Source organism: Salmonella sp. 741265050_HSA (genome assembly GCF_046569445.1).
Taxonomy (GTDB): Bacteria; Pseudomonadota; Gammaproteobacteria; order Enterobacterales; family Enterobacteriaceae; genus Salmonella; species Salmonella enterica.
The window spans coordinates 1-23815 of sequence record NZ_JBKFSV010000023.1 but is presented as its reverse complement, the minus strand read 5'-3'; the positions used below and the strand labels follow the sequence as shown (position 1 = coordinate 23815).

The 23815-nt window shown below is 54.4% G+C and carries 20 protein-coding genes, 3 pseudogenes and 1 riboswitch; of the genes and pseudogenes, 10 read left to right on the top strand and 13 right to left on the bottom strand.

Annotation, left to right across the window (positions count from 1 at the left end; all coding sequences use genetic code 11):
• The first annotated feature begins 17 nt into the window (after positions 1 to 17).
• Both rpoC and ACLD4F_RS21330 read left to right on the top strand, forming a co-directional pair.
• The gene (gene rpoC / locus ACLD4F_RS21335) at positions 18 to 4241 is read left to right on the top strand and encodes a DNA-directed RNA polymerase subunit beta' (protein ID WP_411011027.1); all 4224 of its coding nucleotides are present in this window, start codon (positions 18 to 20) and stop codon (positions 4239 to 4241) included.
• An 82-nt stretch (positions 4242 to 4323) separates the two neighbouring features.
• Entirely contained in the window at positions 4324 to 4605 is a 282-nt protein-coding gene (locus tag ACLD4F_RS21330; RefSeq protein WP_058109898.1) for a hypothetical protein, read from the top strand.
• A gap of 1 nt (position 4606) precedes the next feature.
• Here ACLD4F_RS21330 and ACLD4F_RS21325 read toward each other — a convergent pair.
• The 10 genes and pseudogenes from ACLD4F_RS21325 to rsd all read right to left on the bottom strand — a co-directional run bounded on the left by ACLD4F_RS21325 (position 4607) and on the right by rsd (position 12455).
• A pseudogene (locus tag ACLD4F_RS21325) lies at positions 4607 to 4953 on the bottom strand (cytoplasmic protein).
• 437 nt (positions 4954 to 5390) lie between these two features.
• Positions 5391 to 5627: pseudogene (locus ACLD4F_RS21320) on the bottom strand (PTS lactose/cellobiose transporter subunit IIA).
• Positions 5628 to 5712: 85 nt separating this feature from the next.
• Positions 5713 to 5979 (bottom strand): annotated as a pseudogene (locus tag ACLD4F_RS21315) (PTS sugar transporter subunit IIB).
• A 259-nt stretch (positions 5980 to 6238) separates the two neighbouring features.
• Positions 6239 to 7372 (bottom strand): 2-iminoacetate synthase ThiH, encoded by a 1134-nt coding sequence (gene thiH / locus ACLD4F_RS21310; protein ID WP_411011026.1) that lies wholly within the window; start codon positions 7370 to 7372, stop codon positions 6239 to 6241.
• Entirely contained in the window at positions 7369 to 8139 is a 771-nt protein-coding gene (thiG, locus tag ACLD4F_RS21305; protein WP_411011025.1) for a thiazole synthase, read from the bottom strand. The genes thiH and thiG overlap by 4 nt, the downstream gene beginning before the upstream one ends.
• 1 nt (position 8140) lies before the next feature.
• Positions 8141 to 8341, bottom strand: a complete 201-nt coding sequence (gene thiS, locus ACLD4F_RS21300; protein ID WP_001166833.1) for a sulfur carrier protein ThiS — start codon at positions 8339 to 8341, stop codon at positions 8141 to 8143.
• The gene (locus ACLD4F_RS21295) at positions 8322 to 9080 is read right to left on the bottom strand and encodes a HesA/MoeB/ThiF family protein (protein WP_411011024.1); all 759 of its coding nucleotides are present in this window, start codon (positions 9078 to 9080) and stop codon (positions 8322 to 8324) included. The genes thiS and ACLD4F_RS21295 overlap by 20 nt, the downstream gene beginning before the upstream one ends.
• Positions 9073 to 9708 (bottom strand): thiamine phosphate synthase, encoded by a 636-nt coding sequence (thiE, locus tag ACLD4F_RS21290; protein WP_411011023.1) that lies wholly within the window; start codon positions 9706 to 9708, stop codon positions 9073 to 9075. Before thiE ends, ACLD4F_RS21295 begins: the two co-directional genes overlap by 8 nt.
• Entirely contained in the window at positions 9708 to 11603 is a 1896-nt protein-coding gene (gene thiC, locus ACLD4F_RS21285; protein WP_411011022.1) for a phosphomethylpyrimidine synthase ThiC, read from the bottom strand. Before thiC ends, thiE begins: the two co-directional genes overlap by 1 nt.
• Positions 11604 to 11689: 86 nt before the next feature.
• A riboswitch (TPP riboswitch) is annotated at positions 11690 to 11914 on the bottom strand.
• A 52-nt stretch (positions 11915 to 11966) separates the two neighbouring features.
• On the bottom strand, positions 11967 to 12455 hold the full coding sequence (gene rsd / locus ACLD4F_RS21280) for a sigma D regulator (RefSeq protein WP_000934315.1): 489 nt from the start codon (positions 12453 to 12455) through the stop codon (positions 11967 to 11969).
• 92 nt (positions 12456 to 12547) lie between these two features.
• On the opposite strand from rsd, the gene nudC reads away from it, so the two are divergent.
• The 6 genes from nudC (at position 12548) to ACLD4F_RS21250 (ending at position 16902) form a co-directional block, all read left to right on the top strand.
• A complete protein-coding gene (nudC, locus tag ACLD4F_RS21275) occupies positions 12548 to 13321 on the top strand; it encodes an NAD(+) diphosphatase (RefSeq protein WP_000373956.1) in 774 nt (257 codons plus the stop codon).
• A gap of 40 nt (positions 13322 to 13361) precedes the next feature.
• Positions 13362 to 14426, top strand: coding sequence for a uroporphyrinogen decarboxylase (gene hemE / locus ACLD4F_RS21270; protein WP_000137629.1), 1065 nt, complete (start codon positions 13362 to 13364; stop codon positions 14424 to 14426).
• A gap of 9 nt (positions 14427 to 14435) precedes the next feature.
• Entirely contained in the window at positions 14436 to 15107 is a 672-nt protein-coding gene (gene nfi, locus ACLD4F_RS21265; RefSeq protein WP_000362359.1) for a deoxyribonuclease V, read from the top strand.
• Between the two features lie 41 nt (positions 15108 to 15148).
• Complete coding sequence (locus ACLD4F_RS21260; protein WP_000940092.1) at positions 15149 to 15739, top strand: YjaG family protein; 591 nt, start codon at positions 15149 to 15151, stop codon at positions 15737 to 15739.
• A gap of 186 nt (positions 15740 to 15925) precedes the next feature.
• Positions 15926 to 16198, top strand: coding sequence for a nucleoid-associated protein HU-alpha (gene hupA / locus ACLD4F_RS21255; protein WP_001044509.1), 273 nt, complete (start codon positions 15926 to 15928; stop codon positions 16196 to 16198).
• An 11-nt stretch (positions 16199 to 16209) separates the two neighbouring features.
• Complete coding sequence (locus tag ACLD4F_RS21250; protein WP_001083931.1) at positions 16210 to 16902, top strand: DUF1481 domain-containing protein; 693 nt, start codon at positions 16210 to 16212, stop codon at positions 16900 to 16902.
• Positions 16903 to 16943: 41 nt separating this feature from the next.
• Here the strand turns inward: ACLD4F_RS21250 and zraP are convergent, their stop codons facing one another.
• The gene (gene zraP, locus ACLD4F_RS21245; RefSeq protein ID WP_000828129.1) at positions 16944 to 17399 is read right to left on the bottom strand and encodes a zinc resistance sensor/chaperone ZraP; all 456 of its coding nucleotides are present in this window, start codon (positions 17397 to 17399) and stop codon (positions 16944 to 16946) included.
• A 253-nt stretch (positions 17400 to 17652) separates the two neighbouring features.
• Between zraP and zraS the strand changes: the two genes are divergently transcribed.
• Both zraS and zraR read left to right on the top strand, forming a co-directional pair.
• Positions 17653 to 19050 carry a two-component system sensor histidine kinase ZraS gene (gene zraS / locus ACLD4F_RS21240; protein ID WP_001533549.1) on the top strand — a complete coding sequence of 466 codons (1398 nt, stop codon included), beginning with the start codon at positions 17653 to 17655 and terminating at the stop codon, positions 19048 to 19050.
• A 5-nt stretch (positions 19051 to 19055) separates the two neighbouring features.
• Positions 19056 to 20381, top strand: coding sequence for a sigma-54-dependent response regulator transcription factor ZraR (gene zraR, locus ACLD4F_RS21235; protein ID WP_080108964.1), 1326 nt, complete (start codon positions 19056 to 19058; stop codon positions 20379 to 20381).
• On the opposite strand, the gene purD is transcribed toward zraR, so the two are convergent.
• Together purD and purH are read right to left on the bottom strand one after the other, a co-directional pair.
• Positions 20378 to 21667: a phosphoribosylamine--glycine ligase gene (gene purD, locus ACLD4F_RS21230; protein ID WP_000866776.1), complete on the bottom strand. Its 1290-nt coding sequence runs from the start codon at positions 21665 to 21667 to the stop codon at positions 20378 to 20380. The genes zraR and purD overlap by 4 nt on opposite strands.
• A gap of 15 nt (positions 21668 to 21682) precedes the next feature.
• Positions 21683 to 23272, bottom strand: a complete 1590-nt coding sequence (gene purH / locus ACLD4F_RS21225; protein WP_080108965.1) for a bifunctional phosphoribosylaminoimidazolecarboxamide formyltransferase/IMP cyclohydrolase — start codon at positions 23270 to 23272, stop codon at positions 21683 to 21685.
• Positions 23273 to 23815 lie beyond the last annotated feature (543 nt).

Genomic DNA, 23815 nt, shown 5'->3' with positions numbered 1-23815 from the left:
CCGACGGGAGCAAATCCGTGAAAGATTTATTAAAGTTTCTGAAAGCGCAGACTAAAACCGAAGAGTTTGATGCGATCAAAATTGCTCTGGCTTCGCCAGACATGATCCGTTCATGGTCTTTCGGTGAAGTTAAAAAGCCGGAAACCATCAACTACCGTACGTTCAAACCTGAGCGTGACGGCCTTTTCTGCGCCCGTATCTTTGGGCCGGTAAAAGACTACGAGTGCCTGTGCGGTAAGTACAAGCGCCTGAAACACCGTGGTGTTATTTGTGAGAAGTGCGGCGTTGAAGTGACCCAGACCAAAGTACGCCGTGAGCGTATGGGCCACATTGAGCTGGCGTCTCCGACTGCTCACATCTGGTTCCTGAAATCGCTGCCGTCCCGTATCGGTCTGCTGCTCGATATGCCGCTGCGCGATATCGAACGCGTACTGTACTTCGAATCTTATGTTGTTATCGAAGGCGGTATGACCAACCTGGAACGTCAACAGATCCTGACTGAAGAGCAGTATCTGGACGCTCTGGAAGAGTTCGGTGACGAATTCGACGCGAAGATGGGTGCGGAAGCTATCCAGGCCCTGCTGAAGAGCATGGATCTGGAGCAAGAGTGTGAAACTCTGCGCGAAGAGCTGAACGAAACCAACTCCGAAACCAAGCGTAAGAAGCAGACCAAGCGTATCAAACTGCTGGAAGCCTTCGTACAGTCTGGCAACAAGCCAGAGTGGATGATCCTGACCGTTCTGCCGGTTCTGCCGCCAGATCTGCGTCCGCTGGTTCCGCTGGATGGTGGTCGTTTCGCCACGTCAGATCTGAACGATCTGTATCGTCGCGTCATTAACCGTAACAACCGTCTGAAGCGTCTGCTGGATCTGGCTGCGCCGGACATCATCGTACGCAACGAAAAACGTATGCTGCAGGAAGCGGTTGACGCCCTGTTGGATAACGGTCGTCGCGGTCGTGCGATCACCGGTTCTAACAAGCGTCCTCTGAAATCTTTGGCCGACATGATCAAAGGTAAGCAGGGTCGTTTCCGTCAGAACCTGCTCGGTAAGCGTGTTGACTACTCCGGTCGTTCTGTAATCACCGTAGGTCCATACCTGCGTCTGCACCAGTGCGGTCTGCCGAAGAAAATGGCGCTGGAGCTGTTCAAACCGTTCATCTACGGCAAGCTGGAACTGCGTGGCCTTGCCACCACCATCAAAGCCGCGAAGAAAATGGTTGAGCGTGAAGAAGCTGTCGTTTGGGATATCCTTGACGAAGTTATCCGCGAACACCCGGTACTGCTGAACCGTGCACCGACTCTGCACCGTCTGGGTATCCAGGCATTTGAACCGGTACTGATCGAAGGTAAAGCTATCCAGCTGCACCCGCTGGTTTGTGCGGCATATAACGCCGACTTCGATGGTGACCAGATGGCTGTTCACGTACCGCTGACGCTGGAAGCCCAGCTTGAAGCGCGTGCGCTGATGATGTCTACCAACAACATCCTGTCTCCGGCGAACGGCGAACCTATCATCGTTCCGTCTCAGGACGTGGTATTGGGTCTGTACTACATGACCCGTGACTGTGTTAACGCCAAAGGCGAAGGCATGGTGCTGACTGGCCCGAAAGAAGCTGAGCGTATCTATCGCGCAGGTCTGGCCTCTCTGCATGCGCGCGTTAAAGTGCGTATCACTGAATATGAAAAAGATGAAAACGGCGAATTCGTTGCGCACACCAGCCTGAAAGACACGACCGTTGGTCGCGCCATTCTGTGGATGATCGTACCGAAAGGTCTGCCTTTCTCCATCGTCAACCAGGCGCTGGGCAAGAAAGCGATCTCCAAAATGCTGAACACTTGCTACCGTATTCTGGGCCTGAAACCGACCGTTATTTTTGCGGACCAGACGATGTACACCGGCTTTGCTTATGCAGCGCGTTCAGGTGCGTCCGTTGGTATTGATGACATGGTCATCCCGGAGAAAAAACACGAGATCATCTCTGAGGCGGAAGCTGAAGTTGCTGAGATCCAGGAGCAGTTCCAGTCTGGTCTGGTAACCGCTGGCGAACGCTATAACAAAGTTATCGATATCTGGGCTGCGGCGAACGATCGTGTATCCAAAGCGATGATGGATAACCTGCAAACCGAAACCGTGATTAACCGTGACGGCCAGGAAGAGCAGCAGGTTTCCTTCAACAGCATCTACATGATGGCCGACTCCGGTGCGCGTGGTTCTGCGGCACAGATTCGTCAGCTGGCCGGTATGCGTGGTCTGATGGCGAAGCCGGATGGCTCCATCATCGAAACGCCAATCACCGCGAACTTCCGTGAAGGTCTGAACGTACTCCAGTACTTCATCTCCACGCACGGTGCGCGTAAAGGTCTGGCAGATACCGCACTGAAAACCGCGAACTCCGGTTATTTGACCCGTCGTCTGGTTGACGTCGCGCAGGATCTGGTGGTGACCGAAGATGACTGTGGTACGCACGAAGGTATCCTGATGACCCCGGTTATCGAGGGTGGCGACGTGAAAGAGCCGCTGCGTGACCGCGTTCTGGGCCGTGTGACGGCGGAAGATGTGCTGAAGCCGGGTACCGCGGACATTCTGGTTCCACGCAACACGCTGCTGCACGAACAGTGGTGTGACCTGCTGGAAGCAAACTCCGTTGACGCCGTTAAAGTGCGTTCCGTTGTATCCTGCGACACCGACTTTGGTGTATGTGCGCACTGCTATGGTCGTGACCTGGCGCGTGGCCACATCATCAACAAAGGTGAAGCTATCGGCGTTATCGCGGCACAGTCCATCGGTGAACCGGGTACACAGCTGACGATGCGTACGTTCCACATCGGTGGTGCGGCATCGCGTGCGGCTGCTGAATCCAGCATTCAGGTGAAAAACAAAGGTAGCATCAAGCTCAGCAACGTGAAGTCGGTTGTGAACTCCAGCGGTAAACTGGTTATCACTTCCCGTAACACCGAACTGAAGCTGATCGACGAATTCGGTCGTACCAAAGAGAGCTATAAAGTGCCTTATGGCGCTGTCATGGCGAAAGGTGATGGCGAGCAGGTTGCCGGCGGCGAAACCGTGGCAAACTGGGACCCGCACACCATGCCGGTTATCACCGAAGTGAGTGGTTTCATCCGCTTCACTGACATGATCGACGGTCAGACCATTACGCGTCAGACCGACGAACTGACCGGTTTGTCTTCGCTGGTGGTTCTGGATTCGGCTGAACGTACTACCGGTGGTAAAGATCTGCGTCCGGCGCTGAAAATCGTTGATGCTCAGGGTAATGACGTTCTGATCCCGGGTACCGATATGCCTGCGCAGTACTTCCTGCCGGGTAAAGCGATTGTACAGCTGGAAGATGGCGTACAGATCAGTTCTGGTGACACCCTGGCGCGTATTCCGCAGGAATCCGGCGGTACCAAGGATATCACCGGTGGTCTGCCGCGCGTTGCGGATCTGTTCGAAGCGCGTCGTCCGAAAGAGCCGGCAATCCTTGCTGAAATCGCAGGTATCGTTTCCTTCGGTAAAGAAACCAAAGGCAAACGTCGTCTGGTGATTACGCCGGTTGATGGTAGTGACCCGTACGAAGAGATGATTCCAAAATGGCGTCAGCTCAACGTGTTCGAAGGGGAACGTGTAGAACGTGGTGATGTGATTTCCGATGGTCCGGAAGCGCCGCACGACATTCTGCGTCTGCGTGGCGTTCATGCTGTGACGCGTTACATTGTTAACGAAGTTCAGGATGTATACCGTCTGCAGGGCGTTAAGATTAACGATAAACACATCGAAGTTATCGTTCGTCAGATGCTGCGTAAAGCCACCATCGAAAGCGCCGGTAGTTCCGACTTCCTGGAAGGCGAACAGGTTGAATACTCTCGCGTCAAGATCGCTAATCGCGAGCTGGAAGCGAACGGCAAAGTGGGGGCTACCTTCTCCCGCGATCTGCTGGGTATCACCAAAGCGTCTCTGGCAACCGAATCGTTCATCTCTGCCGCATCGTTCCAGGAGACCACGCGTGTCCTGACCGAAGCAGCCGTTGCGGGTAAACGCGACGAACTGCGCGGCCTGAAAGAGAACGTTATCGTGGGTCGTCTGATCCCGGCCGGTACCGGTTATGCGTACCACCAGGATCGTATGCGCCGTCGTGCCGCGGGCGAGCAGCCAGCAACACCGCAGGTCACTGCGGAAGATGCATCTGCCAGCCTGGCAGAACTGCTGAACGCAGGTCTGGGCGGTTCTGATAACGAGTAATCGTTAAATGGTGGAGGGGTATTTATCCCTCCACCAGCATTGTGCTGGGGCTTGTACATCAAGTTGTTACAGGGAAGGGGAAATGCCAGCAATCATTTCATTATTTTATTTAGTGTTTGGTTTTTTTTTATTTACAAGAAAAATTAGGATCTCAAAACTTCTCTCTGGGTTTTTATTGTTTTTGTCATTGAATATATTGCAACATAACCCTCTGCTGATATTTATCTATTGTCTTTTTATTATCATTGCCACTATTATTCTTGGCAGAATAAATACCAGCAAAGCCAAAAAAGAAGTTTTTTATTTTTCAATGCCATGCTGGCTTTTAATTTTATCTGTAATTATAAATTTAATGAATAAATGAATTATTTTTTCATGTCTCTTGTTTCTCGCATTATTTGTAAAAACTCATTATCACTGGTTATATGAATAAATTGTCCAGTTTTTGCATTATATTTTGCCATCGCGCAGGGAATACTATTACCGCCGTTAGCCATAACAAATTTTGCTTTCGTATTACGATAAAGATTGACACCAGGAATGGGGTCCTGCCCGAATGTATAAGGCGTTGGGACACTTACATTATGTTTTTCTGAGAACCACTTTGGTAACTTCCCACCAAAACCATCAATCGGGGTGATGAATGTAGAAAATCCACAATACTCAAAATTGAAAGTTTTTTTACCATTGGGTTTGGTTTTTTCTGTAACATTGAGTCCAAATGTGACTTTAAATTTATCCCATAAATCTAAGTTATTAAAGTCTATTGGCTCGCCATTATAAAATGCCTGCTGTTCATACATTAAATGATAAACTTGTTTTAATACCTGTATGCTGGTAGGGCTAATAGTATTCGCAAAGGAGGGTAAGCCATTTTTGCTATAAATCTGTTCTTTTATAAAATATATACATGTGCCTTTGAAAAGATTCATGTCCTGTCCTTACAGTCAAACGTTTATTAATGGGTACGATGATAAAGGACGTCATCTAATTATTACAGTTATTTTGGAGATGTTTTTATCAGGAATGCATTATATTTGCTATATGAATATTGTTGATTGAAGCTGATAAGCTAATAAATAGCTATTATTTTGAGTTGAAAAAACACGGGCCCGGTAAAGTGTGTATCACTGGGCGATTGAAAAGAAATTAATCGATTAAAGGCAACCGACGATACAGCTCAATCATGCCGCCTGCCAGATCCTGAATAACCATTGCATTCATCAGATGATCTTGCGAGTGCACGGTGATCAAATTGACCGGCAACTTACTCGTACCTTCGTCGATACCGAGAAGTTAGGTCTGAATTTTACGTGCCACTTTCACGTAATCTCGCGATTTCTCCATTGCCTGCCCTGTGCCGACGAAATCCCCTTTGCGCGCCAGTTAAACTGCGGTTCACGCCTGGCTACGTGTTGCTCCCGCGTTGACCAATAGCTCCATGATAATTGTTTCTAACTCTTCCATGCTGTTACTCTATCAGTTTAAACGCTTTCTCCAGCACCGCATCGCCTTTCATCATACCGTAATCCATCATATCGATAACTGCGACCTTCTTGCCTAATGGGTCAGTAAGCGCCTGAGCTTGGCTTGTTCATACTTAACCTGTGGACCCAGCAGAACAATACCCGCTGTAGCGATGTTCTCTTTGAATTCGGCGTTGATGTGACTTCCACGCCTTTTTCTGAGCCGCGTCTTTCATTCTTTGTACCAGCTCACGGTTATGTTGATACTTCATTTTTAATCCGGGCAGGTGATGAGAACAATTGTCTTACTGTGAATGTGTAAAGCATCACACAAAAACTGAAACCGGTTACATGAATTCGCCAGCTTTCCAGCAGCCTTCAAACATAGTGAAGGCAGGGCGAAACGAGGAAGACGCTTTTCGCCCTGGACTACATTCCCGCTGACGGCACTACCATGAAAAACGTAACGCTTTCAACAGCCTTTAATTTTTCGTGGCAGCGCGGAATAAATTTACGTTTTTACATTCTCTCTCATCTGCTTTGCGAAGTGCGCCCCAGCCAACTGTCCCAGTCTTTCCACACGGGCTGTAACCCTTGCGCGCTTAACGCGCTTGCTACGGTTTCAGGCCGACGGGCATCGTGGGGAGAAAACTGCTCAAGTTCCGGATGATCGTCAGCATACCCACCGGGCTGGGTTTTCGAGAAGGCGCTAACGTTGTTGATCGCCAGCGGGATCACGTTATCGCGAAACCACGGCGATTCGCGGGTGGAGAGTGATAATTCAATTTCCGGCGCCAATAACCGGAAAGCGCAAATCGTTTGCACCAGTTGCTTTTCATCCATCACAGATGCGGGTTCCACACCGCCAGTACACGGACGCAGACGCGGGAAGGAAACAGAATAGCGACTCTGCCAGTAGTGTTTCTGCATCCACAACAGATGCTCCGCCACCATATAGCAGTCCACCCGCCAACTGTCAGAAAGCCCAATCAGCGCGCCAAGACCGATTTTGTCGATACCTGCCCGACCTAACCGATCCGGCGTTTCCAGCCGCCAGAAAAAGTCCTGTTTCTTTCCCTTCAGGTGATGCTGTGCATAGATTGCCTCATGGTAAGTTTCCTGATAAACCATCACGCCATCGATCCCCAGCGTTTTGAGCTCCGCATAGTTTTCTTGCGACAAGGGCTGGACTTCCATCTGTAATGATGAAAATTGACGGCGGATAGCCGGTAAATGACGACGAAAATAGTCCATGCCTACTTTGGCCTGATGTTCGCCAGTCACCAGCAACAGATGCTCAAAGCCCAGTTTACGGATAGCATCGCACTCCCTTTGAATATCCACCTCATCCAGCGTTTTACGCTTAATGCGGTTGCTCATCGAGAAACCGCAGTAGGTACAGTCGTTGGCGCACAGGTTCGAGAGATAAAGCGGCACATAGAAACTGACGGTGTTGCCAAAGCGCTGGCGGGTAAGTTTTTGCGCGCGCTGCGCCATCGGTTCCAGATAATCGGCGGCTGCGGGGGAGAGCAGCGCCATCAGATCGTCCCGGCTAAGCTGTGGCGCGTTAAGCGCCCGTTCCACGTCAGCGGCGGTTTTACCGTTGATGCGCAGGCGGATATCGTCCCACTCCAGCTGCCGCCAGCGGTCGGTGAAGGTTTTCATGCTAACGCCTCCAGAAAACCGGTGAGCGGGCTGGTGGCGCTGGCCTGCGAACTTTTGCTTCCCGGTACCGCCTGACGCGCCAGTAATCCGGCTTCCACCGCCAGACGGAAAGCGGTTGCCATCATCACCGGATTGTCCGCCACGGCAATCGCGGTGTTGACCAGCACCGCATCAGCGCCCATTTCCAGCGCCTGCGCGGCATGGCTGGGCACGCCGATCCCGGCGTCAACCACCACCGGCACGGTGGACTGCTGGATAATAATCTCCAGCATCGCTTTGGTTTCCAGCCCCTGATTCGAACCGATAGGCGCGCCGAGCGGCATCACCGCCGCGCAGCCGACCTCTTCCAGCCGCTTGCACAACACCGGATCCGCGCCGCAGTAGGGCAGCACCACAAAACCCTGCTTCACCAGCGCCTCGGCGGCTTTTAGCGTTTCGATCGGATCCGGCAATAGCCAGCGGGCATCCGGATGGATTTCTAATTTCAGCCAGTGGGTGCCCAGCGCTTCGCGCGCCAGTTGGGCGGCGAAGATTGCCTCTTCGGCAGTTTTCGCCCCGGAGGTATTGGGCAGCAGCGTGACGCCCGCTTCAATCAGCGGTGCCAGGATAGCGTCGTTGTGCTGACGTAAATCCACGCGCTTCATCGCCAGCGTCACCAACTGGCTGCCGGAGGCGCGAATCGCCTTGACCATCAGTTGCGATGAGGCAAACTTCCCGGTGCCGGTGAACAGATGTGAATCTAACGTTTTGTCGGCAATATGTAACATCTCAACCCCCTGCAATAACCTGAAAAAGCAGGATCTGGTCGCCTTCCTGCACGATTTGCTGTTCCCACTGCTCGCGCGGCAGGATCTGCTGATTGAGCGCCAGCGCGGCACCCGGTTTGAGCTGGTTGAGCTGGATAAGCAACCCGCTGACGGTTTGCCCTGCGGCGCACTGCATCGGCTCATCATTGAATTGAATTTGCATGCTGCCCTCCGCATACCGGACAGCCGCTGGCACGACGCAGCATGAGGCTGCGCCACTGGCTGGTTTTGCCGTCAAACAGTCGTAGCTCTCCGCTCGGTGTTTCAATACCGCTGAGTAATTTAATCGCCTCCAGCGCCTGCAAGGTACCCATCACGCCCACCACCGGACCGAGCACGCCAGCGGTGCGGCAGTTGCGTTCCGGCTCGACATCATCTGGCCACAGGCAGCGGTAACAGCCTTGTTCCCACGGCGGCGTGAGTACCATCAACTGACCGCCAAAGCCGATGGCGCTGGCGGTGATGAGTGGGATATTGAGCGCGACGCAGGCGGCGTTGATTTCCTGGCGCGTGGACATGTTATCGGTACAGTCGAGCACCACGTCGGCTCGCGAGACTGCATGCCGGAGCGCATCGCCTTTTAGTCGCTGCTGGAGTGAGACCAGTTCGATATCCGGGTTGAGCCGTGTCAGGCGCTGCTGGGCAACCTGAGATTTTGAACGCGCGATATCATCAGTGGTAAATAGAATCTGGCGCTGCAAATTGCTCAGATGAATGTCGTCATCGTCTACCAGCGTCAGTTTGCCGATGCCTGCTCCTGCCAGATACAGCGCGGCAGGCGAGCCTAACCCGCCTAAACCTACGATCAGTACATGACTCGCGAGCAGCTTTTGCTGGCCTTCAATGGCGATATCGCCGAGCAGGATTTGCCGGCTGTAGCGCATAAAATCGCGGTCATTCATCGCCAACTCCCGCAATATCCAGTAACTGCGCGGTAGCGGCGCGCCAGTCGGCGGCCTGAGTAATGGCGCTAACCACAGCCACGCTGCCGACGCCGGTCGCCAGTACCGCTGGGGCGCGTTCAAGGCTGATGCCGCCGATCGCGACGGTCGGGTAATCCGCCAGTCGTTCAATATGACTGGCCAACTGCGCCAGCCCCTGTGGGGCGGAAGGCATCTGCTTGGTTTGCGTCGGGAAGACGTGGCCGAGTGCGATATAAGAAGGCTTAGCGGCCAGCGCCACGTCTATCTCCATATCATCGTGAGTCGATACGCCGAGGCGTAAGCCCGCCGCCTGAATGGCCTTCAGGTCGGTGGTTTCAAGGTCTTCCTGGCCCAGATGCACGCCGTAAGCGCGGTGCTTAATTGCCAGACGCCAGTAATCATTGATGAACAGGCGGGCGTCATAACGACGCCCCAGTGCGATGGCGGCGATAACGTCGGATTCTACCTCTTCATCGCGCTTATCTTTGATACGCAGCTGGATGGTGCGCACGCCCGCCTCCAGCAGGCGTTCAATCCATGCAACGCTGTCCACCACCGGGTAAAGCCCGAGACGGAACGGCACGGTCGGGAAATCAGGCTGGTACATCAGGCCTCCTCCCGCTTGAGATAAATTTCGCCGCCTTTGGCGCGGAAGTTTTCCGACATATCCGCCATCCCCACTTCAATGGCTTGCGCGGCGGCGTAATCACGAACTTCCTGGCTGATTTTCATTGAGCAGAATTTCGGCCCGCACATCGAGCAAAAGTGCGCCACTTTGCCGGACTCTTGCGGCAGGGTTTCATCGTGCCAGGCGCGGGCGGTGAACGGGTCGAGCGCGAGGTTAAACTGATCTTCCCAGCGGAATTCAAAGCGCGCTTTCGACATCGCGTTATCGCGAATCTGCGCGCCCGGATGCCCTTTGGCTAAGTCAGCGGCGTGGGCGGCGATCTTGTAGGTGATCAGCCCCTGCTTCACATCTTCTTTGTTCGGCAGGCCGAGATGCTCTTTCGGCGTCACGTAACACAGCATCGCACAGCCGAACCAGCCGATCATCGCCGCGCCAATGCCGGAGGTGAAGTGGTCATAGCCCGGCGCGATATCGGTAGTCAGCGGCCCTAAGGTGTAGAACGGCGCTTCATGGCAGTGCTCCAGCTCTTCGGTCATGTTGCGCTGAATCATATGCATCGGCACGTGGCCCGGGCCTTCAATCATCACCTGCACGTCGTATTCCCAGGCGATTTTGGTCAGCTCGCCCAGCGTATGCAGCTCGGAGAACTGCGCTTCGTCGTTCGCGTCCTGAATCGATCCCGGTCGCAGGCCGTCGCCCAGCGACAGGGAAACGTCGTAGGCGGCGCAGATTTCGCAAATCTCGCGGAAATGTTCGAACAGGAAGTTCTCTTTGTGATGGGAGAGACACCACTTCGCCATGATCGAACCGCCGCGCGAGACAATGCCGGTCAGGCGCTTGGCGGTCATCGGTACGTAACGCAGCAGCACGCCCGCGTGAATGGTGAAGTAGTCGACGCCCTGTTCGGCCTGCTCCAGCAGCGTGTCGCGGAAGGCTTCCCAGGTAAGATCCTCGGCGATCCCGTTGACCTTTTCCAGCGCCTGGTAGATCGGCACCGTGCCGATTGGTACTGGGCTATTACGCAGGATCCACTCACGGGTTTCGTGAATATAGCGCCCGGTGGAAAGGTCCATTACCGTATCCGCCCCCCAGCGCGTCGCCCACACCAGTTTTTCCACCTCTTCTTCGATAGAGGAGGTCACCGCCGAGTTGCCGATATTGGCGTTGACCTTCACCAGGAAGTTGCGGCCAATAATCATCGGCTCCGATTCCGGGTGGTTGATGTTGGCGGGGATGATGGCGCGTCCGGCGGCGACTTCATCACGCACGAATTCCGGGGTGATGTTTTCCGGCAGGCGTGCGCCGAAGTTCATCCCCGGATGCTGGTGGCGCAGTACTTCACTGCGAATGCGCTCGCGGCCCATATTTTCACGGATAGCGATGAACTCCATTTCGGGAGTGACGATCCCGTTGCGGGCGTAGTGTAACTGGGTGACGCGCTTGCCCGCTTTAGCGCGTTTTGGCGTCAGCAGGCCGGTAAAACGCAGATCGTCCAGGCCATCGTCGGCCAGACGTTCTCTGGTATAAGCCGAGCTACGGTCGTCTAATTCTTCGCTATCGTTACGTGCGTCAATCCATGGCTGGCGCAGTTTCGCCAGACCCTGCTGGACGTTAATCGCCACCTCAGGATCGCCATAGGGGCCGGAGGTGTCGTACACCGGCACGGCTTCGTTCTCTTCAAACTGCGGGTTGTCTTTACTGCCGCCGATGAGCGTCGGGCTCAGTTGAATTTCACGCATCGGTACGCGAATATCATGCTGCGAACCGGTCACATAGATGCGTTTCGAGTTGGGAAAGGCAGTCCCTTCCAGCGTATCGATAAAATGCTGGGCTTTAGCGCGCTGCTCGCGGCGGGTTAACGTTGTTGTAGACATAGCTCATTCCAAAAAATTAAGGACGTGGCTTGTCAGACGACGGATGGAGTAATGGATGTGCGCCGCCCGTAAAGGCAGCAGCATAAAGCAGAATTACTCTTGTTCCCTTCGCAGGTATTAACCTGATCAGGTTCCGCGGATCCCGAATTAACGGTCTCAGCCTTTTCCACTTCATCCTTCGCGCTGCCTCTTCGTTGGCTTCGTCCGCTCACTCCAGTCACTTACTTATGTAAGCTCCTGGAGATTCACCGACTTGCCGCCTTGACGCATCACGAACGCTTTTGTGGAAAATTAGCACTCCGACAAGATAACCGCCCCTCCGAAGAGGGGGCTGAAGTAAACTACCCGTTACTCGCGCAGAACTCAAGCGGGACGTTTGACTCTGGCGCCGTCGTGCATCGCGTCAAACACCAGCATAATCAGCTTGTCTTCCAGCACAAAGCGGGCTTCCAGCGCTTCGCCGATATCTGACAGAGCTTGTTGAAATTCGAGACAATTATCGTGATCGATGGCAGTTTCCAGGCTGGTGTCGTAATAATCCATAATGCGCTGCGTATTATCTTCCAGCAGCGGCCAGATTTTTGCCGCATGTAAAAGCTGACCGTTTCCTTCCAATTTATGGAGAATACGTTCATAAATACTGAAGTGCCCGGCGGAAAGGTAATCGACCAGGCTCTGACAAAAATCATCCAGCGCTTTTTCATTCAGCCGCATGTACGATTCTTTGCCAGGCTTAATGCCAACCAGATTGTAGTAAGCCACGAGCAGGTGCTTACGTACATCCAGCCAGCGATCGACCAGTTTGTTGCTTCCGCCAACGCGCTCCGTCAGGTTTTCCAGCTGGTTTAGCATGATTGTCTCCGCAAGTTAGATAAAGGCTGCTCGCCATGAATGTAAAAATAATGTTAACAACATGCCAGTGAAGCAAAGGTAGTGCAATAGCTATGGATCGTATAATTGAAAAATTAGAGAGTGGCTGGTGGATCGTCAGCCATGAACAAAAATTATGGTTGCCGTATGGGGAATTACCACACGGGCTGGCGGCAAATTTCGATCTTGTGGGGCAGCGCGCACTCCGGATAGGTGAATGGCAAGGCGAGCCCGTTTGGCTGGTGTTACAGCATCGACGTCATGATATGGGATCGGTTCGCCAGGTTATCGATCAGGATGCCGGGTTGTTCCAACTGGCGGGACGTGGCGTACAGTTGGCGGAGTTTTATCGTTCGCATAAATTTTGCGGCTATTGCGGGCACCCTATGCACCCGAGTAAAACCGAATGGGCGATGCTGTGCAGCCATTGCCGCGAGCGTTACTACCCGCAAATCGCCCCCTGCATTATTGTTGCCATTCGCCGTGAGGATTCCATCCTGCTGGCCCAGCACGTTCGCCACCGCAACGGCGTGCATACCGTGCTGGCCGGGTTTGTTGAAGTCGGCGAAACCTTAGAACAGGCGGTCGCGCGAGAGGTAATGGAGGAGAGCGGGATTAAGGTGAAAAATCTGCGCTATGTGACTTCCCAGCCGTGGCCTTTCCCGCAGTCGCTGATGACCGCTTTCATGGCGGAGTACGACAGCGGCGATATCGTCATCGACCCGAAAGAGCTGTTGGAAGCAAATTGGTACCGTTATGACGATCTGCCGCTACTGCCGCCGCCGGGCACCGTCGCGCGCCGTTTGATCGAAGATACGGTGGCAATGTGTCGGGCTGAATATGATTGACATGTTACACTGGGCGCATCAACGCTAAAGGAATGTAAAAATGACCGAACTCAAAAACGATCGTTATCTACGTGCGCTGCTGCGCCAGCCCGTTGATGTTACGCCAGTGTGGATGATGCGCCAGGCGGGCCGTTATCTACCGGAGTACAAAGCCACTCGCGCTCAGGCGGGCGATTTTATGTCGCTGTGCAAAAATGCCGAACTGGCCTGCGAGGTCACTTTACAGCCGCTGCGCCGTTATCCGCTTGATGCGGCGATCCTTTTCTCGGATATCCTGACGGTTCCGGACGCGATGGGCCTGGGGCTCTATTTTGAAGCCGGGGAAGGCCCGCGCTTTACGGCCCCTGTCACCTGCAAAGCCGATGTCGATAAGCTGCCCATTCCCGATCCGGAGGATGAACTGGGCTATGTGATGAATGCGGTACGGACCATCCGCCGCGAACTAAAAGGCGAGGTTCCGCTGATTGGCTTCTCCGGCAGCCCGTGGACGCTGGCGACTTACATGGTGGAAGGCGGCAGTAGCAAAGCCTTCACGGTGATTAAAAAGATGATGTACGCTGACCCGCAGGCGTTGCATCTGCTGCTGGATAAGTTGGCGAAAAGCGTCACGCTGTACCTCAACGCGCAGATTAAAGCGGGTGCGCAGTCGGTGATGATTTTCGATACCTGGGGCGGCGTGCTGACTGGCCGCGATTACCAGCAATTCTCCCTCTACTACATGCATAAAATCGTCGATGGCCTGCTGCGTGAAAACGACGGTCGCCGCGTGCCGGTAACGCTGTTCACTAAAGGTGGCGGTCAGTGGCTGGAGGCGATGGCGGAAACCGGCTGCGACGCGCTGGGTCTCGACTGGACGACAGATATCGCCGATGCGCGCCGTCGCGTTGGCCATAAAGTGGCGCTGCAGGGCAATATGGACCCCTCGATGCTGTATGCGCCGCCGGCACGGATCGAAGACGAAGTAGCGACTATACTTGCTGGTTTCGGTCAGGGAGAAGGGCACGTCTTTAACCTTGGACATGGCATCCATCAGGATGTGCCGCCAGAACATGCTGGCGCATTTGTGGAGGCAGTGCACCGACTTTCTGCGCAGTATCACAGCTAAGGAGTTAGTATGGATCTCGCGTCGCTACGCGCTCAACAGATAGAACTTGCTTCATCGGTTTGCCGCGAAGATCGCCTGGACAAAGATCCGCCAGCGTTTATCGGCGGGGCGGACGTCGGTTTTGAGCAGGGGGGCGAGGTGACGCGGGCGGCGATGGTATTGCTGAAATATCCGTCGCTTGAACTGGTCGAGTACAAGGTGGCGCGTATTGCCACCACCATGCCGTATATCCCCGGCTTTCTCTCTTTTCGTGAATATCCTGCGCTGCTGGCGGCGTGGGAACAGCTCTCGCAAAAGCCCGATTTGCTGTTTGTGGACGGTCACGGTATTTCGCATCCGCGTCGGCTTGGCGTCGCCAGTCATTTTGGACTGTTGGTGGACGTGCCGACCATCGGCGTGGCGAAAAAACGGCTATGCGGTAAATTTGAACCACTTTCCGCCGAACCTGGCGCACTTAGCCCCTTAATGGATAAAGGCGAGCAACTGGCGTGGGTATGGCGCAGCAAGGCGCGCTGTAATCCGCTGTTTATCGCGACAGGGCACCGGGTCAGTACTGACAGCGCGCTGGCGTGGGTACAGCGCTGTATGAAAGGGTATCGCCTGCCGGAGCCGACGCGCTGGGCGGATGCCGTCGCTTCCGGACGTCCGGCGTTTGTTCGTTGGCAAGAAATTCAGCGCTGATTCAGGTAAACTGCCGCTAATTTCCGATTCGAGATTCCATCATGTTACAAAACCCGATTCATTTGCGTCTGGAGCGGCTGGAAAGCTGGCAGCACGTTACCTTTATGGCCTGCTTGTGCGAGCGCATGTACCCGAACTACGCCATGTTTTGCAAGCAGACGGAATTCGGCGACGGACAGATCTACCGTCGCATTCTGGATCTGATCTGGGAAACCCTGACGGTGAAAGATGCAAAGGTCAATTTCGATAGCCAACTGGAGAAGTTTGAAGAGGCAATTCCGGCAGCTGACGACTATGATCTGTACGGCGTTTACCCGGCGATTGATGCCTGCGTCGCATTAAGCGAATTAATGCATTCTCGCCTTAGCGGCGAAACGCTGGAACACGCTATTGAGGTTAGTAAGACTTCCATTACTACGGTAGCGATGTTGGAAATGACTCAGGCTGGTCGGGAAATGACCGATGAGGAGCTCAAAACGAACCCTGCCGTTGAACAGGAATGGGATATTCAGTGGGAAATATTCCGACTTTTAGCCGACTGCGAAGAACGCGATATTGAACTGATAAAAGGGCTCAGGGCAGACCTGCGCGAGGCTGGTGAGAGCAATATCGGTATAAATTTTCAGCAATGACACCAGAAAACGTGATTTAACGTCTGATTTGTCGTGCCATAAGGCTTCCCTTATGCCCCCCGTCTGGTCTACATTTGGGAGGCGAAAAAAAGTGGCTATCGGTGCGTGTATGCAGGAGAGTGCTTTTCTGGCATTTCCGTCGCACTCGATGCTTAGCAAGCGATAAACACATTGTAAGGATAACTTATGAACAAGACTCAACTGATTGATGTAATTGCAGACAAAGCAGAACTGTCCAAAACCCAGGCTAAAGCTGCTCTGGAATCCACTCTGGCTGCTATTACTGAGTCTCTGAAAGAAGGCGATGCTGTACAACTGGTTGGTTTCGGTACCTTCAAAGTGAACCACCGTGCTGAGCGCACTGGCCGTAACCCACAGACCGGTAAAGAAATCAAAATCGCCGCCGCTAACGTACCGGCGTTTGTTTCTGGTAAAGCTCTGAAAGACGCAGTTAAGTAAGACGCGTAGCTGTGAACAGTTTTATCGAAGGGGCTCGTCAGCCCCTTTTGTCTGTCTGGCGTCGCGCGTTTCTGTTTTCTGGCGCGCTGTTGCTGACTGCCTGCAGTCATAACGCTTCACCGCCTCCGTTTACTGCCAGCGGCTTTGCCGGCGATCACGGCGCGGTGCGTATCTGGCGTAAAGATACGAACGATGAAGTCCATCTGCTTTCTGTTTTTAGCCCGTGGCATAGCGGCAGCACGACGACCAGCGAATATCGTTGGCAGGGTGATACGCTTTCGCTTATTGAACTCAATATTTACAGCAAACCGCCAGAACATATTCGCGCGCGTTTCGACGCTCATGGCGAACTCAGTTTTATGCAGCGTGAAGTCGGGGGGCAGAAGCAGCAGCTTTCCAACGATCAGATTGCCTTGTATCGTTATCGCGCCGAACAAATCCGTCAGACCAGCGACGCCTTGCGCCTGGGGCGGGTCATACTACGCCAGGGACGCTGGCACGCCGACCATACGGTAACCACCTGTGAAGGTGAAACGCTGAAACCGGATCTGGATTCCTGGGCAATAAGCCACATTGAGCGCCGCCAGAACCACTCATCGGTAGAGGTGAGCGTAGCATGGCTGGAGGCGCCGGAAGGATCGCAACTTTTGCTGGTGGCGAATTCAGATTTCTGTCACTGGCAGCCGCAAGCGAAAACCTTTTGATGGAATACCGAATGGCGAAGCCGCCATTCGGCAAACATGCTTTACCAGTTTCCCATACCCATATGACCGCCGCCGCGATGATAACCGCCGCCATAGCCGCCGCAACCGCCATAGCCCATTCCTGCGCCGCGTGGTATGCCAGCCTGCGCCATCGCGACATCCCGTTTCACGCGTTGCTCATCTAACTTCTGGCCTAATGACTCCATCTCTTTGGCAACCGCGTTAATTTTCGCAGTATCCGGCGAACTGGCGGTCAGTAGCGCGTTGTATTCATAACGTTTGGATATCAGTTGCTGGCGCAGCGCGCTGGTCTGCGTATAGTAATCATCATAAATCTTCTGCGCCGTCGCCTGCTGTTCCGTAGTTAACGGGCTACCTCCCTGTTGCCACATACCGTCATTGTTGCCCCAGTGATGCCCGGCGAAGGCGGCGCCGGAGCTCAGGGCCAAAAGAGAGAGGGCGATTAGCGCGATAGCTGATTTATTGTTCCGTTTCATTTTGCGTTCTCCTGTTGCTCATCTTATCCTCTCTCTTGCATCTTCCGTGCCAGGTAACTATTCCTTGTCGGGCAGCGAGTTAACCCGCTTCAGGCGGCAAAAAGCGAGTAAAAATGACTCGCATGACCCGCCTGGCGAGTCATTTTTACCCACTAGTATCCGAAAGGGTGTGCGACACCGCGCGGTTATGCGGAGCGAAGAATGGCATGATCTCTGCTTAAGTAAGGAAAATAAAAACGAGCCGGGGAAGCCTGTGAGTTTTATACGATTACATAAAGATGCCGCTGCAACGTGGTTGAGTCGACTGTTACCTGTGGCGATCTTCATTCTGGTGGGGCTATTTTCCATTATGGTCATTCGCGACTATGGCCGTGAGAGCGCTGCCGCCAGGCAGACGCTGCTGGAAAAGGGAAATGTACTCATTCGCGCTCTGGAGTCCGGCACGCGAGTAGGTATGGGAATGCGGATGCATCACGCGCAGCAGCAGACATTGCTGGAAGAGATGGCGGGTCAGCCAGGCGTGTTGTGGTTCGCCGTAACGGATGCGCAGGGGGTAATCATCACTCATAGCAACCCTGGCATGGTGGGCAAATCGCTCTATTCCGCATCTGAAATGCATCAACTAAACCCCGGGCCGCAGGAGCGTTGGCGGCGTGTCGACGTTGCTGCTAACGGCGAGACGGTGCCTGCGCTGGAAATTTACCGTCAGTTCCAGCCGCTTTTCGGTATGAGAGGTCACGGTATGAGGGGGCACGGCATGGCGCGTAGCGCCAATGACGACGAACCAGCGAAACAAACTATTTTTATTGCCTTTGACGCCAGCGAGCTGGCCGCGACACAGGCAAGGGAGTGGCGTAATACGCTGATTGTTTTGTCTGCGTTAGCGGCGGTGCTGTTGGCAACGTTACTGGCGTTTTTTTGGCATCAGCGTTATCAGCGCTCGCACAGAGAACTGCTTGATGCAATGAAGCGTAAAGAAAAGCTGGTGGCGATGGGGCATCTGGCGGCGGGCGTCGCGCACGAAATTCGTAACCCGCTCTCGTCCATCAAAGGGCTGGCGAAATACTTTGCCGAGCGCACACCTGCCGGCGGCGAGTCGCATGAACTGGCGCAGGTGATGGCCAAAGAGGCCGACCGTTTGAACCGGGTGGTAAGCGAATTGCTCGAACTGGTAAAGCCCGCGCATCTGACGCTCCAGACGGTTAACCTCAATGATATTATTACTCACTCCCTGAATCTGGTCAGTCAGGATGCCCAAAGCAGAGAGATTCAGTTGAGGTTCACGGCGAATGAGACGCTTAAGCGTATTCAGGCTGACCCGGACAGGCTGACTCAGGTGCTGTTGAATTTGTACCTGAACGCTATTCATGCGATTGGCCGCCAGGGAACGATTAGCGTAGAGGCAAAAGAAAGTGGGACCGACCGCGTTATCATCACTGTTACCGATAGCGGGAAAGGGATCGCCCCGGATCAGCTGGAGGCGATTTTTACACCTTATTTTACGACTAAAGCTGACGGGACAGGCCTGGGGCTGGCGGTGGTGCAAAATATCATCGAACAGCATGGCGGCGCGATTAAGGTGAAAAGTATTGAGGGTAAAGGCGCGGTCTTTACTATCTGGTTGCCAGTGATAGCGAGACAACAGGATTAACAAGGGTGATACGCGGAAAAATCGATATTCTGGTTGTGGATGATGATGTAAGCCACTGCACGATTTTACAGGCGCTGCTTCGGGGCTGGGGCTATAACGTCGCTCTGGCCTACAGTGGGCATGATGCGTTGGCTCAGGTGCGTGAGAAAGTCTTTGATCTGGTACTGTGCGATGTGCGTATGGCGGAGATGGACGGTATCGCCACGCTGAAGGAGATTAAAGCGCTCAATCCCGCCATTCCGATTTTGATTATGACGGCATTCTCCAGCGTGGAAACGGCGGTAGAGGCGTTGAAAGCCGGCGCGCTCGACTATTTAATTAAACCGCTGGATTTTGACCGTCTGCAGGAGACGCTGGAAAAGGCGTTGGCGCATACGCGGGAAACGGGCGCTGAATTGCCATCGGCGTCGGCTGCGCAGTTTGGCATGATTGGCAGCAGTCCGGCGATGCAACATTTACTGAATGAAATCGCGATGGTCGCACCATCAGACGCCACGGTATTGATTCACGGAGACTCCGGCACGGGTAAAGAGCTGGTGGCGCGGGCGCTACACGCCTGTAGCGCCAGGAGCGATAAACCGCTGGTCGCGCTCAACTGCGCGGCGCTTAATGAATCGCTGCTGGAGTCTGAGCTGTTCGGCCACGAAAAAGGCGCGTTTACCGGCGCGGATAAACGTCGGGAGGGACGCTTTGTCGAAGCTGACGGCGGGACATTGTTTCTTGATGAAATCGGCGATATCTCGCCGTTAATGCAGGTACGTTTGCTGCGGGCGATTCAGGAGCGCGAAGTGCAACGCGTGGGAAGTAACCAGACGATATCTGTGGATGTTCGGTTAATTGCCGCTACCCACCGCGACCTGGCGGAAGAGGTGAGTGCTGGTCGTTTTCGCCAGGATCTCTATTACCGCCTGAATGTGGTGGCGATTGAAATGCCTTCTTTGCGCCAGCGTCGGGAAGATATTCCGCTACTGGCAGACCATTTTCTGCGGCGTTTTGCCGAACGTAACCGAAAAGCGGTGAAGGGGTTTACGCCGCAGGCGATGGATCTGCTGATCCACTACGACTGGCCGGGCAATATCCGTGAGCTGGAAAACGCTATCGAGCGGGCGGTGGTGTTGCTGACGGGAGAATACATTTCTGAACGCGAATTGCCTCTCGCTATTGCCGCGACGCCGATAAAAACGGAATACAGTGGTGAGATCCAACCGCTGGTGGACGTCGAAAAAGAGGTGATTCTGGCGGCGCTGGAAAAAACGGGCGGCAACAAAACCGAAGCCGCCCGTCAATTGGGCATTACGCGCAAAACGCTACTGGCTAAACTCAGCCGTTAGTTCTGTTCACGCTCGATGGCGCGCCAGCCAATGTCGTTACGGCTGAAGCTGCCGTCCCAGCGGATGTCGGTCATCAGGGCGTAAGCGCGTTTCTGCGCCTCAGCCACGGTGTGGCCCAGCGCGGTGGCGCACAGTACGCGACCGCCGCTGGTCAACACGCGATCGTCATCGGCGAGTTTGGTGCCCGCGTGGAAAACCTTACCGTCAGCCACTTCTTCCAGCGGCAGACCGTGGATCTCGTCGCCGGTGCTGTAGCTGCCCGGATAACCGCCCGCGGCGATCACCACGCCTAATGAAGCGCGTTCGTCCCACTCGGAGGTTTTCTCATCCAGCTTGCCGTCGCAGGCGGCCAGGCAAAGATCCACCAGGTCCGACTTCATGCGTAGCATGATCGGCTGGGTTTCCGGATCGCCGAAGCGGCAGTTGAACTCGATAACCTTCGGGTTGCCCTGCTTGTCGATCATCAGACCCGCGTACAGGAACCCGGTATAGGTATTCCCTTCCGCCGCCATGCCTTTCACGGTTGGCCAGATGATGCGTTCCATGGTGCGCTGATGCACTTCATCCGTTACCACCGGAGCCGGTGAGTATGCGCCCATGCCGCCAGTGTTCGGGCCGGTATCGCCGTTGCCTACGCGTTTGTGGTCCTGGCTGGTGGCCATCGGCAACACGTGCTCGCCGTCGACCATCACGATAAAGCTCGCTTCTTCGCCGTCGAGGAACTCTTCAATCACGATGCGGTGGCCTGCGTCGCCAAAGGCGTTGCCTGCCAGCATGTCATGAACGGCGGCTTCCGCTTCTTCGAGCGTCATCGCCACAATAACGCCTTTGCCGGCAGCCAGACCGTCGGCCTTGATGACGATCGGGGCGCCTTTCTCACGCAGATAAGCCAGGGCAGGCTCAATCTCGGTGAAATTCTGGTATTCCGCCGTCGGAATCTGGTGACGGGCGAGGAAATCTTTGGTGAACGCTTTGGAGCCCTCCAGCTGTGCAGCGCCTTCGGTTGGCCCGAAGATCTTCAGGCCAGCGGCGCGGAAGGCATCGACTACGCCAATTACCAGCGGGGCTTCCGGACCAACGATGGTCAGATCAATCTTCTCGTTCTGAGCAAAGCTCAGCAGCGCCGGAATATCGGTGACCCCAATAGCCACGTTCTGCAACGCAGGTTCCAGCGCGGTGCCGGCGTTACCCGGTGCGACAAAAACGGTATCAACCAGCGGCGACTGTGCGGCTTTCCAGGCCAGCGCGTGTTCGCGCCCGCCGTTACCAATGACTAAAACTTTCATCGTCTGCTCCCTGAATTAATGGCGGAAGTGGCGCATGTCGGTGAAGATCATCGCAATGCCGTGTTCGTCGGCGGCGGCAATCACCTCTTCGTCGCGAATCGAACCGCCAGGCTGGATAACGCAGCTCACGCCAACGGCGGCGGCGGCATCAATACCATCGCGGAACGGGAAGAAGGCGTCGGAAGCCATGGCTGAACCTTTCACTTCCAGACCTTCGTCAGCTGCTTTAATGCCAGCGATTTTGGCGGAGTACACGCGGCTCATCTGGCCTGCGCCTATGCCGATGGTCATGTTCTCTTTGGCATACACAATGGCGTTGGATTTCACGAACTTTGCCACTTTCCAGCAGAACAGCGCATCGCGCAGCTCCTGCTCGGTCGGCTGGCGTTTGGAAACCACGCGCAGTTCAGCTTCGCTCACCATACCCAGATCCCTGTCCTGAACCAGCAGGCCGCCGTTAACGCGTTTGAAATCCAGGCCCGGAACGCGGCTTGCCCATTGGCCGCAGGTCAGAACACGGACGTTCTGCTTGGCAGCGGTAATTTTCAGCGCTTCTTCGCTTGCGGATGGGGCGATGATCACTTCCACGAACTGACGGGAGATGATGGCCTGCGCGGTTTCGGCATCCAGCTCGCGGTTGAAAGCGATGATGCCGCCGAACGCGGAGGTCGGGTCGGTTTTGTATGCGCGGTCGTAAGCGTCGAGAATAGAGGTACTTACCGCCACGCCGCATGGGTTAGCGTGCTTGACGATTACGCAGGCTGGCTCGTTGAACGCTTTCACACACTCCAGCGCCGCATCGGTATCGGCGATGTTGTTATAGGAAAGCGCTTTGCCCTGAACCTGCTGTGCGGTGGCAACGGACGCTTCTTTGACATTCTCTTCTATATAGAAGGCAGCCTGCTGGTGGCTGTTCTCGCCGTAGCGCATATCCTGCTTCTTAATGAAGTTCAGGTTCAGCGTACGCGGGAAGCGACCAGCGGCTTCTTTGCTTTCACCATGGTAGGCCGGAACCATGCTGCCGAAGTGGTTAGCGATCATGCTGTCGTAGGCAGCGGTGTGTTCGAAGGCTTTAATCGCGAGATCGAAACGGGTGTCGAGGGTCAGAGAACCTTCGTTAGCATCCATCTCTTTAATAATGGCATCGTAGTCGCTGCTCTTCACCACGATAGCGACGTCTTTATGGTTCTTCGCGGCGGAGCGCACCATGGTCGGGCCGCCGATATCGATGTTCTCTACTGCATCTTCCAGCGAGCAACCTTCGCGGGCAACGGTCTCGGCGAACGGATACAGGTTAACGACAACCATATCGATAGGGGCGATGTGGTGCTGTTCCATAATGGCATCGTCCTGGCCGCGACGACCGAGGATGCCGCCGTGTACTTTTGGATGCAGGGTCTTTACGCGTCCATCCATCATTTCCGGGAAGCCGGTGTAATCGGAAACTTCGGTCACTGGCAGACCTTTCTCCGCTAACAGGCGCGCGGTGCCACCCGTTGACAGCAGCTCCACACCGCGTGCGGAAAGTGCCTGGGCGAATTCGATGATACCGGCCTTGTCAGAAACACTGAGCAGAGCGCGGCGGACTGGACGACGTTGTTGCATGGTAAATCCCCTGGATTTGACGATTACAGAGAGCGTTAGCTGAATTTTTCGTGAAAAACTCAGCTAACGCCCCTTATGGGGCATTCTCATTTTGCGGCGACATTGTAACGAAAACGTTTGCGCAACGCTCGCGAATTTTTCTTTTTAAATTCTGGCCCCGCTTTTATCCCTGAAAGATCGTTTGCAGAGTGAGAAGATCCAGGAAATGAACGCGCATTTTGTGGATAAGTCTGTGCGTAAATGGGTATAACCAAGGGTTTTGCTGGGGAATGCAGCAAACAGTCATTTTTCTGCAATTTTTCTATTGCGGTCAGCAGAGAACTCCCTATAATGCGCCTCCATCGACACGGCGGATGTGAATCACTTCACACAAACAGCCGGTCGGTTGAAGAGAAAAATCCTGAAATTCAGGGTTGACTCTGAAAGAGGAAGGCGTAATATACGCCACCTCGCGACGGTGAGCTGCAAGCCGCGTCGCATCTGCTCTTTAACAATTTATCAGACAATCTGTGTGGGCACTCGAAGATACGGATTCTTGACGTC

Bases quoted from the DNA above. Each gene is read 5' to 3' on its own strand.
- purD (WP_000866776.1), bottom strand. From the start codon at position 21,667: ATGAAAGTTTTAGTCATTGGTAACGGCGGGCGCGAACACGCGCTGGCC.
- zraP (WP_000828129.1), bottom strand. From the start codon at position 17,399: ATGAAACGGAACAATAAATCAGCTATCGCGCTAATCGCCCTCTCTCTT.
- thiS (WP_001166833.1), bottom strand. From the start codon at position 8,341: ATGCAAATTCAATTCAATGATGAGCCGATGCAGTGCGCCGCAGGGCAA.
- thiC (WP_411011022.1), bottom strand. From the start codon at position 11,603: ATGTCTACAACAACGTTAACCCGCCGCGAGCAGCGCGCTAAAGCCCAG.
- ACLD4F_RS21330 (WP_058109898.1), top strand. From the start codon at position 4,324: ATGCCAGCAATCATTTCATTATTTTATTTAGTGTTTGGTTTTTTTTTA.
- purH (WP_080108965.1), bottom strand. From the start codon at position 23,272: ATGCAACAACGTCGTCCAGTCCGCCGCGCTCTGCTCAGTGTTTCTGAC.
- hemE (WP_000137629.1), top strand. From the start codon at position 13,362: ATGACCGAACTCAAAAACGATCGTTATCTACGTGCGCTGCTGCGCCAG.
- nudC (WP_000373956.1), top strand. From the start codon at position 12,548: ATGGATCGTATAATTGAAAAATTAGAGAGTGGCTGGTGGATCGTCAGC.
- hupA (WP_001044509.1), top strand. From the start codon at position 15,926: ATGAACAAGACTCAACTGATTGATGTAATTGCAGACAAAGCAGAACTG.
- thiE (WP_411011023.1), bottom strand. From the start codon at position 9,708: ATGTACCAGCCTGATTTCCCGACCGTGCCGTTCCGTCTCGGGCTTTAC.
- ACLD4F_RS21295 (WP_411011024.1), bottom strand. From the start codon at position 9,080: ATGAATGACCGCGATTTTATGCGCTACAGCCGGCAAATCCTGCTCGGC.
- thiH (WP_411011026.1), bottom strand. From the start codon at position 7,372: ATGAAAACCTTCACCGACCGCTGGCGGCAGCTGGAGTGGGACGATATC.
- rsd (WP_000934315.1), bottom strand. From the start codon at position 12,455: ATGCTAAACCAGCTGGAAAACCTGACGGAGCGCGTTGGCGGAAGCAAC.
- nfi (WP_000362359.1), top strand. From the start codon at position 14,436: ATGGATCTCGCGTCGCTACGCGCTCAACAGATAGAACTTGCTTCATCG.
- thiG (WP_411011025.1), bottom strand. From the start codon at position 8,139: ATGTTACATATTGCCGACAAAACGTTAGATTCACATCTGTTCACCGGC.
- ACLD4F_RS21260 (WP_000940092.1), top strand. From the start codon at position 15,149: ATGTTACAAAACCCGATTCATTTGCGTCTGGAGCGGCTGGAAAGCTGG.